Source organism: Mycolicibacterium frederiksbergense, assembly GCF_012223425.1.
GTDB classification, from domain to species: Bacteria; Actinomycetota; Actinomycetes; order Mycobacteriales; family Mycobacteriaceae; genus Mycobacterium; species Mycobacterium frederiksbergense.
The window spans coordinates 1,833,903-1,847,269 of record NZ_CP038799.1 but is presented as its reverse complement, the minus strand read 5'-3'; the positions used below and the strand labels follow the sequence as shown (position 1 = coordinate 1,847,269).

General features: G+C 67.2%; 14 protein-coding genes and 1 tRNA gene. 10 read left to right on the top strand and 5 right to left on the bottom strand.

Features of this window, described 5'->3' with window-relative positions:
• Nucleotide 1 precedes the first annotated feature (1 nt).
• Nucleotides 2-1,249: a DUF2252 domain-containing protein gene (locus EXE63_RS11910; protein WP_168145535.1), complete on the bottom strand. Its 1,248-nt coding sequence runs from the start codon at nucleotides 1,247-1,249 to the stop codon at nucleotides 2-4.
• Between the two features lie 172 nt (nucleotides 1,250-1,421).
• Here EXE63_RS11910 and EXE63_RS11905 point away from each other — a divergent pair, with 172 nt between their 5' ends.
• Entirely contained in the window at nucleotides 1,422-2,375 is a 954-nt protein-coding gene (locus EXE63_RS11905) for a TIGR03557 family F420-dependent LLM class oxidoreductase (protein ID WP_168142134.1), read from the top strand.
• A 66-nt stretch (nucleotides 2,376-2,441) separates the two neighbouring features.
• On the opposite strand, the gene EXE63_RS11900 is transcribed toward EXE63_RS11905, so the two are convergent.
• Together EXE63_RS11900 and EXE63_RS11895 are read right to left on the bottom strand one after the other, a co-directional pair.
• The gene (locus EXE63_RS11900) at nucleotides 2,442-2,843 is read right to left on the bottom strand and encodes a nitroreductase family deazaflavin-dependent oxidoreductase (RefSeq protein ID WP_168142133.1); all 402 of its coding nucleotides are present in this window, start codon (nucleotides 2,841-2,843) and stop codon (nucleotides 2,442-2,444) included.
• An 82-nt stretch (nucleotides 2,844-2,925) separates the two neighbouring features.
• Complete coding sequence (locus EXE63_RS11895) at nucleotides 2,926-4,521, bottom strand: MFS transporter (protein WP_168142132.1); 1,596 nt, start codon at nucleotides 4,519-4,521, stop codon at nucleotides 2,926-2,928.
• A 324-nt stretch (nucleotides 4,522-4,845) separates the two neighbouring features.
• Here EXE63_RS11895 and EXE63_RS11890 point away from each other — a divergent pair, with 324 nt between their 5' ends.
• A complete protein-coding gene (locus EXE63_RS11890) occupies nucleotides 4,846-5,520 on the top strand; it encodes a TetR/AcrR family transcriptional regulator (RefSeq protein ID WP_168142131.1) in 675 nt (224 codons plus the stop codon).
• A 25-nt stretch (nucleotides 5,521-5,545) separates the two neighbouring features.
• Nucleotides 5,546-6,043 (top strand): MlaD family protein, encoded by a 498-nt coding sequence (locus tag EXE63_RS11885; protein WP_168142130.1) that lies wholly within the window; start codon nucleotides 5,546-5,548, stop codon nucleotides 6,041-6,043.
• Nucleotides 6,044-6,172: 129 nt separating this feature from the next.
• On the opposite strand, the gene EXE63_RS11880 is transcribed toward EXE63_RS11885, so the two are convergent.
• Nucleotides 6,173-6,246 (bottom strand) — tRNA-Gly (locus EXE63_RS11880).
• A 57-nt stretch (nucleotides 6,247-6,303) separates the two neighbouring features.
• Between EXE63_RS11880 and EXE63_RS11875 the strand changes: the two genes are divergently transcribed.
• The 5 genes from EXE63_RS11875 (at nucleotide 6,304) to EXE63_RS11855 (ending at nucleotide 10,507) form a co-directional block, all read left to right on the top strand.
• Nucleotides 6,304-6,735 carry a cupin domain-containing protein gene (locus tag EXE63_RS11875; RefSeq protein ID WP_168142129.1) on the top strand — a complete coding sequence of 144 codons (432 nt, stop codon included), beginning with the start codon at nucleotides 6,304-6,306 and terminating at the stop codon, nucleotides 6,733-6,735.
• Nucleotides 6,736-6,758: 23 nt separating this feature from the next.
• A complete protein-coding gene (gene dcd / locus EXE63_RS11870; protein ID WP_168142128.1) occupies nucleotides 6,759-7,328 on the top strand; it encodes a dCTP deaminase in 570 nt (189 codons plus the stop codon).
• Between the two features lie 149 nt (nucleotides 7,329-7,477).
• Nucleotides 7,478-9,100 (top strand): DUF7159 family protein, encoded by a 1,623-nt coding sequence (locus tag EXE63_RS11865; RefSeq protein ID WP_168142127.1) that lies wholly within the window; start codon nucleotides 7,478-7,480, stop codon nucleotides 9,098-9,100.
• A gap of 121 nt (nucleotides 9,101-9,221) precedes the next feature.
• Complete coding sequence (locus EXE63_RS11860; RefSeq protein WP_168142126.1) at nucleotides 9,222-9,809, top strand: TetR/AcrR family transcriptional regulator; 588 nt, start codon at nucleotides 9,222-9,224, stop codon at nucleotides 9,807-9,809.
• The gene (locus EXE63_RS11855; RefSeq protein ID WP_168142125.1) at nucleotides 9,806-10,507 is read left to right on the top strand and encodes an SDR family NAD(P)-dependent oxidoreductase; all 702 of its coding nucleotides are present in this window, start codon (nucleotides 9,806-9,808) and stop codon (nucleotides 10,505-10,507) included. The genes EXE63_RS11860 and EXE63_RS11855 overlap by 4 nt, the downstream gene beginning before the upstream one ends.
• Here the strand turns inward: EXE63_RS11855 and EXE63_RS11850 are convergent.
• The gene (locus EXE63_RS11850; protein ID WP_168142124.1) at nucleotides 10,504-11,121 is read right to left on the bottom strand and encodes a TetR/AcrR family transcriptional regulator; all 618 of its coding nucleotides are present in this window, start codon (nucleotides 11,119-11,121) and stop codon (nucleotides 10,504-10,506) included. The two genes, EXE63_RS11855 and EXE63_RS11850, sit on opposite strands and share 4 nt — an antisense overlap.
• 101 nt (nucleotides 11,122-11,222) lie before the next feature.
• Here EXE63_RS11850 and EXE63_RS11845 point away from each other — a divergent pair, with 101 nt between their 5' ends.
• Nucleotides 11,223-12,551, top strand: coding sequence for a cytochrome P450 (locus EXE63_RS11845; protein ID WP_168142123.1), 1,329 nt, complete (start codon nucleotides 11,223-11,225; stop codon nucleotides 12,549-12,551).
• 2 nt (nucleotides 12,552-12,553) lie between these two features.
• Nucleotides 12,554-13,291, top strand: coding sequence for a maleylpyruvate isomerase family mycothiol-dependent enzyme (locus EXE63_RS11840; RefSeq protein ID WP_168142122.1), 738 nt, complete (start codon nucleotides 12,554-12,556; stop codon nucleotides 13,289-13,291).
• The last annotated feature ends 76 nt before the right edge of the window (nucleotides 13,292-13,367 follow it).

Here is a 13,367-nt window from a genome sequence, read left to right as displayed (position 1 = left end):
GTCACGTGGCAGTGACCCCGGGAATCCGCCCCTCGCGAAACGCCTCGACGAAGTGCCGGTGGTCGTCGCGCACCCGGGCGGCGTAATCCAGTCCGAACGCGACGATGTCGGCGGTGAAGTCGAGCTCGTTGTCCCCGATGACGGTGACGATGGCCTCCTCGGTCTGAAAGTCGACCAGCGATTGGTCACTGTCCGTGTCACTGACGCAGTGCACCTTGGCGACCGCCTGCCCGAGCTGCGCGATGACCTCGGCGAGTTCGTCGGGCTCGGTCAACTCGCTCCAGTCCAGATCGGCCTCGTACGGTGAGATCTCGCTGACCACGAAACCCACCCCGTCGATGTCGGTGTAGCCGAGCAGCGGATCCGCATGCGCCTGTAACGCTCTCTGTGAGACCACCGTTCGGTGCCCGTGGTGCTTGAAGTAGTCGTGGACTTCCTTGTCGTCGACCACCCGTCCCGGCGCCGCCACATTGCCCTGCTTCATCGACAGCACGGCGTCGTTGTCCAGGGCCTGGTTGAAGCCCTCGATCAGCACGGTGTAGGCGGGTAGGCCGGCGCTGCCGATACCGAAGCCGGTCTTGGCGATGACATCCTTGACGTCGTAGGCGATTCCGCGGAACCGCTGGGTCTCCGGGATGGTCTCCAGGTATCTCTGGAACGCCGCCACAACTTTGTTGCGTTCCTCGTCGTCGAGTTGCACCACACCGGGCAGCTCGCGAAAGCGACGGTCCCATTCGTCGACGACGGTGATGCGGTCGAGCATTCCGGCGCGGGTCGAGAGTCGGGCCGACTGCAACGCCGACAGCACGGCGCCGCGGGCGGTCTCAAGATTGAGGGAGAAGGCGGCGTCATCCTCGACCTCGACGAACCACCGAACCTGTTTCAGGTAGGACCGCACAAACGTCTCGATCAGCATGGTGATCGTCTGGTCCGAAAGTGCCTTCTGCCAACACATCAGCGCCACGCTCGCGGCGAACCGCTGCAGGTCCCACGTGAAATGCCCGACGTACGCCTCGTCGAAATCGTTGACGTCGAAGATCAGCACCCCGGCGCCATCCATGTAGGTGCCGAAGTTCTCCGCATGCAGATCACCCTGGATCCAGACCCGACTGGTGCGCTCGTCGGCCCACCTGTCCTCCAGGGCGAACACATCGGCATAGAAGAGGCAGGCGCTGCCGCGGAAGAATGCGAACGGGTCGGCGGCCATCTTGCGGAACTTGGTCCGGAAGGCGTCCGGGTCCGCCTCCATCAGATCGCTGAAGGCGTCGACGAGCGTCTCGACGATGAACGACTCCCGGTCGGCACCGTCCGCGGCTAACTCGGTCACCAGGCACCTGTGTTCATGGTTGTGTCCCTCCACGCGGCCGTCGGTAGAAACGCTACGCCTGGTTCATCGCTGCGCCAGCGGGTAACCGTGGGCCATGACGAGCATCGGATACTTCCTGTCGGCCGAGCAGTACAGCCCCAAAGAGTTGGTCGATCAGGCGCGACGCGCCGAGGCCGCCGGCTTCGACCGACTGTGGATATCGGATCACTTCCACCCGTGGAATGACGAGCAGGGCGAGAGCGCATTCGTATGGGGTGTCATCGGTGCGCTGTCCGAGGTGACATCGCTGCCGGTGTCCACCGCCGTGACCTGTCCTACCATCCGGATCCACCCGGCGATCCTCGCGCAGGCGGCCGCCACCGCGGCCGTCCAACTCGACGGGCGCTTCGTGTTCGGTGTCGGCAGCGGGGAGGCGCTGAACGAGCACATTCTCGGTGACCCGTGGCCGTCACCGGGCGTGCGACTGGAGATGCTCGAGGAGGCGGTGGAGCTCATTCGCCTCCTGCATACCGGGAACGTGATCAGCCATCACGGTCTGCATTACGAGGTCCAGGAGGCCCGGATCTACACCTTGCCCGAGCAGCCCGTGCCGATCTACGTGTCCGGATTCGGCCCCCAGTCCGCAGAACTCGCCGGCCGCATCGGCGACGGCTACTGCCTGACGATGGCCGATGCCGACCTGGTGAAGACCTTCCGCGCCGCGGGCGGCGGCGACAAGCCGGTGCAGGGCGGCATGAAGGTGAGTTGGGATCGTGAGACCGACGCCGGCATCGATGCCGCGCACCGGCTGTGGGCCAACGACATGCTGCCCGGCCAACTCGCGCAGACCTTGCCGCGTCCACAGGATTTCGAAGACGCGATGTCGCTGGTGCCGCGGGAATCCATGACCGAGAGCATCACCTGCGGGCCGGATGTGGACAAGCATGTCGCGCAGGCACGTTCGTACCTGGACGCCGATATCGACGAGGTCTACGTGCAGCAGATCGGACCCGACAAGGAGGGTTTCTTCGCCGCCTGGGAGAAGGACGTTCTTCCCCAGCTCAGGTGATCGGCTCCTGTGGCGGGCCCGGGGGCGCACCAATCCTGCGCCCGGAGCGTGCCGGCTGCGGGATAGTTACCTCGATCTGCGGTCGGTGTACGTCGTGAGCACCAGCGCCGCCTCGTTGTAGGGGAAGAGGTGATAGAACACTCGCGACACAGGCGCGATGAGTCGGGCCGCTTCGCCCTTCCCCATCAGCCGCGGTCCCACCAACGTGACAGCCGTTCCCCGCCTGTACAACACTGTCGGCCCACCGGCCAAGACGTTCTTGAGCCAATCCGATTCGGGTCCGTAGCCGATCAGGATGACGAAGCCGTCTCGGGTCTTGAAGACCAGGAGGGGCGTTCGATAACGGGTGCCGGAGTTGCGTCCGACGTGTTCGAGCGTTCCCAGGCCCGGCAGCCACGGTGTGATCGAACGAGCCACTGGATTGGTGACACGGCGATTGAACGTGGCGATGGCACGCGGCATTCGCATGAGAGCCCCTTTGCGCACAATGTGATGTGATGGGTGGGAGCCGACAGATGTGGTGGCACTAATCGGAGCCGGTGTCCGGCGCTCACGTCGACCAATGGCGCCCACGCCGACGCCGCGGGAGCGCCCACTGGCGGCCTTGCCGTCCGGGACTCACGAATACCAAGGCGGCGGCGCCGACGAACAGTGCCGCGCACAGCGCGTACAGCGCCTGACCCATCGCGTGTACGAAGGCCGCCTCCGCGAATCTCGCCAGATCGGTGCCAGCCGGACCGAGCTTCTCGGACACCGCAAGTGCGGAGGACAACGAGTCGGTTGCCGCGGCACGGGGGCCCGCGGGAAGGTCCGCAACCGCTGGGGCCAATGAGTCGCGGTACTGCGCGGCCAGTACCGACCCGGCGACGGCGATGCCGATGGCGGCGCCGAGCTCTCTTGTGGCGTCGTTGACCGCGGAGGCGACACCCTGTTTCTCGTCGGGCGCGGCGGTCATGATCGCCGATGTAGCCGGAGACATGACGAATCCCAGGCCCAGCGAGCTCACCACCAACGGGCCGACGAGGTCGACGAACGTGGTGTCCGCATCGAGAGTTGTCATCCACAACAACCCCACGGCCAGCAGGGACAGGCCGGTGGCCAACGCGAAGCGTAGGCCGATCTTCGGCAGATACAGGTGGATGGTGCTGCTGACAGCAAGCATGGGGACTGCCAACGGCGCCAAAGCGAGTGCGGTCTGCAGTGCGGAATAGCCCATGACCAACTGCATGAACTGCATGACGAGATAGAAGAAGCCGAACATCGCGAAGAACAGGAAGGTGATGGCGAGGGCACCCGCGCCAAATCCCGGGTTGGCGAAGAGTCGGACGTCGAGAAGCGGATGGGGCGTGCGCAATTGCAGCCACGTAAATGCGACCGAGAACAGCATGCTGACGATCAGGCAACCGACGACCACCGCGTCGGTCCAGCCTCGCGTGGGGGCCTCCACGACGCCGAGGACGAACACCGCGATGGCGCTGCCGACCAGAACCGCGCCGCGCCAGTCGATCGGGGTGGCGGTCTCGTCCCGGGTGGACCCGAGAGTCAAGGTGAGGCACAACAGCAGCAGGCCGGCGCCGGCGAATCCGTAGAAGATCGACTGCCAGGAGAAGAAGGACAGCAGTACACCGGCACCCAGGAATCCGAAAATGGCGCCCGACCCGGCGACTCCCGCCCAGATGCCCACCGCCTTGTTGCGTTCCTCACGCGGATACGCAGAGGTGAGAAGCGACAGCGTTGCCGGCATCATCAATGCTGCGCCGACACCCGCGACCGCCCGTGCCGCCACGATCTCCCAGGGTGCGTCCCAGATGGTCGGAGCGGCGGAGGCAAGCGTGAATATCAGTAGGCCCACCAGCAGTGCGCCGCGGCGGCCGTAGCGGTCGCCGAGTGCGCCGGCGGGCAGTAGCAGGCACGCCAGCGCCACGGTGTAGCCGTCGACGATCCAGGTCAGTTGGATCTGCGTGGCCGACGTATCCAGGGCCACATCGCCCAGCGCCGCATTCAGCGCGACCATCGAGGCCATGACCAACAGGACGTTGAGGCTGGCGACGGTCAGCAACCACCGCCTGCGGCGGGGCGACAGGCAGGCTGATGCGTTGTCGACCCCCTCGTCCGACCGAGGGCGCTTCGTTGGCGCGTCGGCCATGTCAGGTGCCTCTCGGTGGGCGGACGTGCGGGACTGTCGGGTTCGGAGCGTCGGCTGAAGCTGACCGTAGCAGCCTCCGCAGACAGTGACGAGTCAGTTCCTATGATTCTGTCTCGTCAGACTGGGAGCTAACACGCGAGCTTGGAGTATGCGCTGATCCTGTGTTGAGCGACTCCGGGTGACATTGCACCAAATCCAATGCTATTGGTCGGCGGTGGTCGTCACGTCGGGGACGCTCGCCATTGACGGTGGCAACGCGTGACGATACGGTCAATCTAAATGTGTCCAGTGTAGTCCGCATGGAAGTCGGTTGTGGGATGCGATATGCGTAGGCACGGGTGGGCGGGGAACACCCCGGCATCCGATGAGGAGGCGATCAATCGCATTCTCGATGTTGTGGATTTGCTTGCGGGGCAACATGGCCCGTCAATCGCGGTCGCGGAGGTGGCGCGCAGTCTCGGAGTGAGCCGACAAACGGTGTACCGGTACTTCCCTGGGTCGGAGGCCATGCTCGCCGCCAGTCGTATGCGATCGGCCGACGGGTTCCTGGAGCGACTGAGCGAGCACATGCGCGGACTGCATGACCCCGCCGCGGCGTTGGTGGAGGGGGTCGCGTTCACCTTGGAGTCCCTCAGCGGTGACCCTCAGCTCGAGCACGTGCTCAATGCGCGGGTTGACGGTGTGCAGGCGACGCCGTTCACCTCCGAGGTCGCGATGTCCTTCGGGCGAATCATGCTGCGACGCTACGATGTCGACTGGGCACATCACGGGTTCGACGGTGCGACCTTCGACGAAATCGTCGAACTCTGCATCCGCACGTTCCACTCGCTGTTCGTCGATCCCGGCCGACTCCTCGGCGACGGTGCCGCCCTGCGCCGCTTCGTGGCCGAGTGGCTGGGCCCGGCGGTCCACTATCGCCAGATGACACGAACCGCCGCCGGTTTCGGTGCGACCGCGGTGGCCGGTGGCCCGGTTCGCGGGGAGCACAAGACCGCATGAACGCCGTCCTGGGCGGTGGCAGACGATGCGCAGAACCCACAAGCTGATCCGCAGCCTGGTCGCAGCCAGCGTGGCGTGTGCCGTCGCGGGACTCGCGATGTGGCTACACAGCGCCACCCCTGACCGGGGCGCGGTTCACTATCGGGCCGTCTTCTACGACGCCGGCGGTGTGCGGCAGGGAGCAGACGTCGTCATGAACGGACGACCTGTCGGTGAGGTGTCGCGGGTCCAACTGCTTAACGGCGATGCTGTCATCACCTTCACGGTCGGCGACGGCGCACATCTCGGGGAGACGACAACCGCTGCTATTCAACCCGAGACGCGCAGTGCGCCTGCGGCGATGGAGCTGCGGTCCCACGGCACCGGCACGCTTCAGCCGGGAGAAACCATTCCGCTGGAACGCACCACGTCCTATTCACCGTCGGGCCACACCCCGGATCTGTCCACGATCGCGCGTGCCGCACAGCCCACGCTGTCCATAGGGCGGCACCTCGATCCTGCGGACCATCACTCGACGACCTGATCGACCTGTTGTCGGAAAGTATTTTCGCGCGCAACGGGTTGGCGGGTGGCATAGCCTCGATGATCTCTCGCCCTGTCGCAGGCCTGATGGGCAATCGAGCGCAGATAGAGAGGCCCCTGCAGGCTTTCGTGGAGCCGATGACGGGAATCGAACCCGCGTATTCAGCTTGGGAAGCTGATGTTCTGCCATTGAACTACATCGGCATGCTCGATCAGGAAGGCTAGCATCCAGGCCTTACCAGTTCACGAGATGGGGGATTGATGAAACGCCTCGCCGCCGTCCTGGCGACCTTGGCCGTCATCACGGCACCCACCGCGGCGGCCACCCCCGCCGAGGGCGACGTCGAACGCACCGACCTCGCCGAAGGCACCAGCTCCGAGCCCGTGCAGATCGAGACCACCGGCCCGACGACGTTCTACGTCCAGGAACTGCTGCTGCACCCGCCTTCGAGCAGCGGCTGGCACACCCACCCCGGCCCGGAACACACCGTCATCACCGGTGGCACGGTGTCCATCCAGACCGCCCAGCAGTGCGCGTCGATGCCGTACCTGGCCGGTCAGGCCATCTTCATTCCGGCCGGGGTGCCGCATATCGTGCGCAACGACAGCCCGCACGACGCCAACGCGGTGGTCACCTACACGTTGCCTGCCGATGCACCGGTGCGCGCCGACGCGCCACCGGCATGTCCCTGACCTGAGCCGGTTACGCTCGTCGCGTGCTGCTCTCCGATCGCGATATCCGCGCCGAGATCGCCGCGGGCCGGCTGGCGCTGGACCCGCACGATGACTCCCTCGTTCAGCCGTCGAGCATCGACGTGCGCCTGGACAGCCTGTTCCGGGTCTTCAACAACACCCGCTACACCCACATCGACCCGGCGCTGCGCCAGGACGACCTGACCACGCTGGTCGAGCCCAAGGAGGGGGAGCCGTTCGTACTGCACCCCGGTGAGTTCGTGCTGGGCTCCACGCTGGAGCGCTGTGCGTTGCCCGACGATCTGGCCGGCCGGCTGGAGGGCAAGTCCTCGCTGGGACGGCTCGGGCTGCTGACGCACTCGACGGCCGGATTCATCGACCCGGGCTTCACCGGACACATCACCCTGGAGCTGTCCAACGTCGCCAACCTGCCGATCACGCTGTGGCCGGGCATGAAGATCGGGCAGCTGTGCCTGCTGCGGCTGACCAGCCCGGCCGAGCATCCGTACGGCTCCTCGGCCGCCGGTTCCAAGTACCAGGGGCAGCGTGGGCCGACCCCGTCGAAGTCGTATCTGAACTTCGCCAAACCCTGAACCCGCGTAGGGTTTATTTCGTGCTCTAGCTAACGCCGCCGGCTGTAACGACGGCGCTGCTCACGGCGATGAACTATCTAGTTGCCGGTTTCTGTCGCCTGCTCGGCGTCGACGAAACGAGCCACGTAGCAAACACTTTGGAGGGGCAAGTGGACATCGTATTAGGTGTATCGATGACACCTACCACGGTGCGCATGGTGCTGGTCGAGGGCGAGAAGGGCGACGGCGCAACCGTCGACCACGATGTCTTCGAGGTCTCGGCATCGGGTGACTCAGCAACGCTCAGCGCGGCCGATCAGGTCGTCCAGGCGGTGCTCGGAACCCAGGAGAGCGCGCAGGCCGGCGGGCACCATCTGAAATCGATCGGGGTCACCTGGACCGATCACGCCGACGCCTCCGCGCTGCGCGACGCGCTCGACGCGCACGGCATCAACGACGTCATGTTGGTCTCCGAACTGCACGCCGCCGGCGCGCTGGCCCAGGCGGCCGGCCGGGCCGTCGGCTACGGCTCCACCGCCCTGCTGTTCCTCAACCGCGACACCGCCACCCTGTCGGTGGTGCGCGGCGACGACGGTTCCGTGGTCAAGGTGCTCAGCCGCAGCCTGCACAGCACCGACGCGATGGCCGTGCTGGCCGATATGGCCGCCGCGGTCGCCGGGCAGGACACCGCACCGGAGGGCATGTTCGTCGTCGGCTCCGGTGTCGACGTGGCGTCGGTGAAAGAGCATCTGAGCGATCTCGTCGACATCCCGGTCAGCGCTCCGGAGGAATCCGGGCTCGCACTGGCGCGCGGCGCGGCCCTGGCCTCCGCGAGCGCCCCCGCGTTCGAGGCCTCGACCGTGGGCCTGGCCTACTCGCTGGACCCCGACGGTCCCACCGCGGGATCCGTACTGGCCGCCGCCGATACCCAGCTGGCGCCCTCGTCGGTCCCGAACTACGTCGATGTCCCCGACGATCTCGCCGACCTGGACGCCGAACCCGCGCCGGAGGGGCACAAGCCCTTCCTGCTGGTCGGCAGCATGGCGTCGATATTCGTGATCGGCGTCGTCGCGCTCGCGATCTCGCTGGCCGTCAGCATCCGTCCGACCGCCGATGAGCGCCCCGCGCCGGCGCGCGCCGCGGTCGCACCGAGCGTGCAGGCCCCCGCTCCGAAGCCGGCGCCCGAAGCGCTGCCGGTGCAACCGGCCCCGGCTCCGCCCCCGACCGCGGCCGAGACCATCAAGGCGCCCATCCCCGTCGTGCAGCAGGCCCCGCAACAGGCGCCCCGGCAGGTGTTCGTCGAGCAGGCCCCCGCACCGCAGGCGCCCGCTCCGGCCCCGGCGCCGGTGGCCCCGCCGCCGGCCCCCGCCCCGGTCGCGCCGCCCGTGGTGCCGCCGGTGTGGACACCGCCCGTGGTGCTGCCGCCACCGGTGATCGTGCTGCCGCGACCGCAGTGGCCGGTCTGGCGTCCGCCGTGGGAGCAGAAGCCGCGTCAGACGCAACAGCCCGACTATCCGGACTACGACGATGACGACTATCCGGGTTACCCGCAGCCTCAACAGCCGCAGCCGCAGCAGCCCAAACCGCAACAACCGCAGCAGCCGCAGTGGCCCTGGCCGACCGGCGGCAACGGTGGAAACGGTTCGGGCGGAAGCAATTCCGAGGGCTCCCGGGGCGACTCCGGTTCGCGTGGCGACTACGGCCGTGGCGAGTCCGGCGGTCGCGGCGGCGGCCAAGGCGGTCAGGGCGGCGGTGGCCAGGGCGGCAACTGCTTCCTGATCTTCTGCAACTGACCTGTCTCCACCGATCGGGCCGCGTCTTCGGGCGCGGCCCGATCTTTGGCATCCCCCGCTTTACGATCGGCAAGTAGTCTGCTTTACGATCGGCTAGTACGCCGGGAGTGGGGAGAGGCTCATGGACGCAGCGGATACCCGCGCGCGGCTCATCGATGCCGCGATCGCACTGTTCGGCCGGCACAGCTTCGCAGGCACCTCGCTGCAGATGATCGCCGACGAACTCGGCCTCACCAAAGCGGCCATCTACTACCACTTCCGCTCTCGCGAGCAACTGCTCACCGGCGTCGTCGAGCCGATCTTCCGGCAGCTGGAGACCGTCGTCGATGCCGCGGAGACCTTGCGCAGCGTGTCGGCCCGGGCGGACGCCATGCTGTGCGGCTACGCCGAGATGGCGGTGCGTCATCGCGCGCTGGTCTCGGTGCTCGGCGGTGATCCCAGTGTCATCCGCCAGCTCAGCGCCCAGCCCGGCTGGGCCGAGCTCATCGAACGGCAGATGAGGCTGCTCGCCGACGTCGAACCCGGACCCGGCGGACTGGTGAAGGCCGCCGTCGTGGTCGGCGGCATCGCCGGCGCCGTCGGGCCCGGCTGGATCACCATCGATGACGACGACCTGCTCGGCCATCTGGTCGAGACCGGGCGCCGGACGCTGGGTCTGCGTGCCCCACGTCGTTCGCCCGCAACCGATTTCACGAAGGGAACCAAATGAGGACAGCAGTGGTCACCGGCGGCGGATCCGGCATCGGGCGGGCCATCGCGCAACGGCTCGGGGCCGACGGCTACCAGGTCGCCACCCTCGATCTGGCGGCCTCCGCCGACGACCTCTCCTTCACCGCCGACGTGACCGACCGCGCGCAAGTCGACGCCGCTATGGATCAGATCCGCGAAAAACTGGGCCCCATAGCGATTCTGGTGAACTCGGCCGGCCTGGACGGCTTCAAGCAGTTCACCGACATCACCTTCGAGGAATGGCAGCGGGTGATCAACGTGAACCTGCACGGTGTCTTCCACACCGTGCAGGCCGTGCTGCCCGACATGATCGATGCGGGCTGGGGCCGCATCGTCAACATCTCGTCGTCCAGCACGCATTCGGGTGTGCCGTTCATGAGCCACTATGTCTCGGCCAAGTCCGCGGTGAACGGACTGACCAAATCGCTGGCACTGGAGTACGGCCAGTTCGGCATCACCGTCAACGCGGTGCCACCGGGCTTCATCGACACCCCGATGCTGCGTGGCGCCGAAAGTCGGGGGCTGCTGGGCGATATCAACGACACCATCGCCGCGACGCCGGTGCGGCGGATGGGCAGACCCGAGGACATCGCCGCGGCGTGCTCGTTCCTGGTTTCCGAGGAGGCCGGCTACATCACCGGCCAGCTGCTCGGCGTCAACGGCGGCCGCAACACCTAACGCGATGCCTGTTTGAGCAGCCCGTCGAAGCCCTGCCACAGCAGCATCGTCACCAGCTCCACCACCCGTTCCCGGGGCACCTCGCGGTTTTCGTACCACCAGGTGGCCACCCCGTGGCAGGCCGACTGGGTGGCGCGCGCCAGGATCCACGCCGAATCATCGAGGCTGATACCCCGCACCGAGGTGGTGTCACCGGCGCCGAACCGGATCAGATCGGCGATCGCCGCGGTACCCCGGTCGGCGATTTCCTGAACCACCGCCGCGGTCTGCGGGTCGGCCGGCGGATCGCGGTGCAGGAACCTCCACATGAACGGATCGGCCTCGACGAACTCGAAGTAGTTGGAGATGCTCGCGCGCACCAGGTCTTCGGCGGTGGCGCCCTCGACCCGGCGCAGCGAGCGTTCCCGCAGCTGCTCGGCGTGCAGCTCCAGGACGGCGATGTGCAGCTCGCGTTTGGAACCGAAATGGTCGTAGAGCACCGAGGGCACCACGCCCGCGAGCTTGGCGATGTCCTGCATCTTGGCCTCGGCGAACCCGTGCTCGGCGAAGGCTTCGACGGCCGCGTCGAGGATGCGGGCACGCCGCTGTGCCGCCGGGATCCGGATCCTTGCCATACCGAATTGTAATTCGGTACGCTGCCATCACAGTACCGAACCACGATTCGGTTCCGGTGGGTGGGACGTATCGACCCCAGGAATCGGCACAGGGGAGAGTCATGACGCAGGGCCCGATCACACAACGCCTCCACTGGCTGGCCATGCACGGCGTCATCCGTGGCGTCTCCAAGCGGTTCGCCCGCCGCGGCGATCCCCAGGGCCGACTGATCGCCGACCTCTCGGTGCGGACCGACCCGGTCCCGTTCACCGAGGAACTGCGCGCCCAAGGCCCCCTCGTCAAGGCCCGCGTCGTCTACATGAGCGTCGACCACAAGATCTGCAGTGACGTGCTGCGCTCCGAGGACTTCCGCGTTCTCGAACTCGGATCGAACCTGCCCAAACCGCTGCAGTGGGTCATCGACCGCACCAAACCCGATGTGCTGCACCCCTTGCAGCCACCGTCCATGCTGTCGGTGGAGGCTCCGGCGCACACCCGCTACCGCAAGCTGGTGTCCTCGGTGTTCACCACCCGGGCCGTCGCCGCGCTGCGGGACAGGGTGCAGGACACTGCCAACCGGCTGCTCGACGATCTCGCCGACGAGACCGGCACCGTCGATATCGTCCAGCGCTACTGCGGGCAGCTGCCCGTCACCGTCATCGGCGACATCCTCGGGGTGCCCGAAGAGGCCCGCCCGCACATCCTGGAGTTCGGCGAGCACGGCGCGGCGAGCCTGGACATCGGACTGACCTGGCCGCAGTACAAGGTGGTCAGCGGCGCCGTGCAAGGCTTCAATGACTGGCTCTCGGCGCACCTGGAGGAGCTGCGACGCAACCCGGGCGACGATCTGATGAGCCAGATCATCCGCGCCTCGGAGGCGTCGGAGGAAGGGCCGCTGACGCACCGGGAACTGGTGGCCACCGCCGGACTGGTGCTTGCCGCCGGCTTCGAGACCACCGTCAACCTGCTGGGCAGCGGGATCCGGCTGCTGCTGGAACACCCCGAGCACCTGCAGACTCTCGCCGAACGCCCCGAGCTGTGGCCGACCGCCGTCGAGGAGATCCTGCGGCTGGAATCCCCGGTGCAGCTCAGCGCCCGCATCGCGGTCAAGGACGTCGAGCTGGGCGGCAAGCACGTGCCCGCGGGCTCCGGCATCCTCGTCTACATCTCCGGAGCCAACCGCGACCCGAACGTCTTCACCGATCCGCACCGCTTCGACATCGAGCGCGACAACGCCGGCCGGCACCTGTCGTTCTCCGGTGGGCGGCACTTCTGCCTGGGCGCGGCGCTGGCCCGCGCCGAGGGTGAGGTGGGGCTGCGGACGTTCTTCGAGCGCTACCCGAACGCTCAGTTGGCCGGTGCCGGGACCCGTCGCGAGACCCGGGTGTTGCGCGGGTGGTCCAGCCTGCCAATCGCCCTCGGCGAGTCCCGTACCGCGCTACGGTCGTAAGTGTGGATTTCCGAGCCGCCCTGCTCGAGCAGACCAAGAGTTTCGGTGAACTGATTCGCGACGCCGACCCGTCGACACCGGTGCCGACCTGTGGCGAGTGGACGTTGAAACAGCTGTTCCGCCACGTTGGACGCGGGAACCGTTGGTGCACACAGATAATCGCCGATCGTCGCACCGAACCACTGGACCCGCGCGAGGTGCGCGACGGTAAACCGCCCGAGGACATCGACGAGGCGATCGACTGGCTCAACGACGGTGCGCAGGCGCTCATCGACACCGTGGAGCGCATCGGCCCGCACGTCAAGGTGTGGACCTTCGTCGGCCCACATATCCCGGGCTGGTGGATCCGGCGCCGGGTGCACGAGCAGGCCGTGCACCGCGCGGACGCCGCGCTGGCGTTGGGCAAGGAGTTCAGTCTGCCCGCCGATCTGGCCGCCGACGGTGTCAGTGAGTGGATCGACCTGGCGACCGCGCAGCACGCGCCGCTGGAACGCGGACGGACACTGCATCTGCACGCCACCGACGCGGGTCTGGGCCCGACCGGCGAGTGGATGATCGTGCACGACGAGGACGGGCTGTCCTGGTCATACGCGCACGGCAAGGGGGACGCGGCGGTTCGCGGTTCGGCCGTCGACCTGCTGCTGGCGATCACCCGCAGGCGCACCGCCGACGAAGCGAGCCTGGAGATCCTGGGCGACGCCTCGGTATGGGACGGCTGGCTGGAACGCACGCCGTTCTGATCCCCAGGTCGCTTCGCTCCTGCCCGACCGTTCTGATCCCCAGGTCGCTTCGCTCCTGCCCGACCGTTCTGATCCC

What these genes read in the sequence shown, in the direction of transcription:
- EXE63_RS11845 (WP_168142123.1), top strand. Translation starts at nt 11,223, where the DNA reads ATGACGCAGGGCCCGATCACACAACGCCTCCACTGGCTGGCCATGCAC.
- EXE63_RS11895 (WP_168142132.1), bottom strand. Translation starts at nt 4,521, where the DNA reads ATGGCCGACGCGCCAACGAAGCGCCCTCGGTCGGACGAGGGGGTCGAC.
- EXE63_RS11900 (WP_168142133.1), bottom strand. Translation starts at nt 2,843, where the DNA reads ATGCGAATGCCGCGTGCCATCGCCACGTTCAATCGCCGTGTCACCAAT.
- EXE63_RS11905 (WP_168142134.1), top strand. Translation starts at nt 1,422, where the DNA reads ATGACGAGCATCGGATACTTCCTGTCGGCCGAGCAGTACAGCCCCAAA.
- EXE63_RS11860 (WP_168142126.1), top strand. Translation starts at nt 9,222, where the DNA reads ATGGACGCAGCGGATACCCGCGCGCGGCTCATCGATGCCGCGATCGCA.
- EXE63_RS11850 (WP_168142124.1), bottom strand. Translation starts at nt 11,121, where the DNA reads ATGGCAAGGATCCGGATCCCGGCGGCACAGCGGCGTGCCCGCATCCTC.
- EXE63_RS11890 (WP_168142131.1), top strand. Translation starts at nt 4,846, where the DNA reads ATGCGTAGGCACGGGTGGGCGGGGAACACCCCGGCATCCGATGAGGAG.
- EXE63_RS11885 (WP_168142130.1), top strand. Translation starts at nt 5,546, where the DNA reads ATGCGCAGAACCCACAAGCTGATCCGCAGCCTGGTCGCAGCCAGCGTG.
- EXE63_RS11875 (WP_168142129.1), top strand. Translation starts at nt 6,304, where the DNA reads ATGAAACGCCTCGCCGCCGTCCTGGCGACCTTGGCCGTCATCACGGCA.
- EXE63_RS11910 (WP_168145535.1), bottom strand. Translation starts at nt 1,249, where the DNA reads ATGGAGGCGGACCCGGACGCCTTCCGGACCAAGTTCCGCAAGATGGCC.
- EXE63_RS11855 (WP_168142125.1), top strand. Translation starts at nt 9,806, where the DNA reads ATGAGGACAGCAGTGGTCACCGGCGGCGGATCCGGCATCGGGCGGGCC.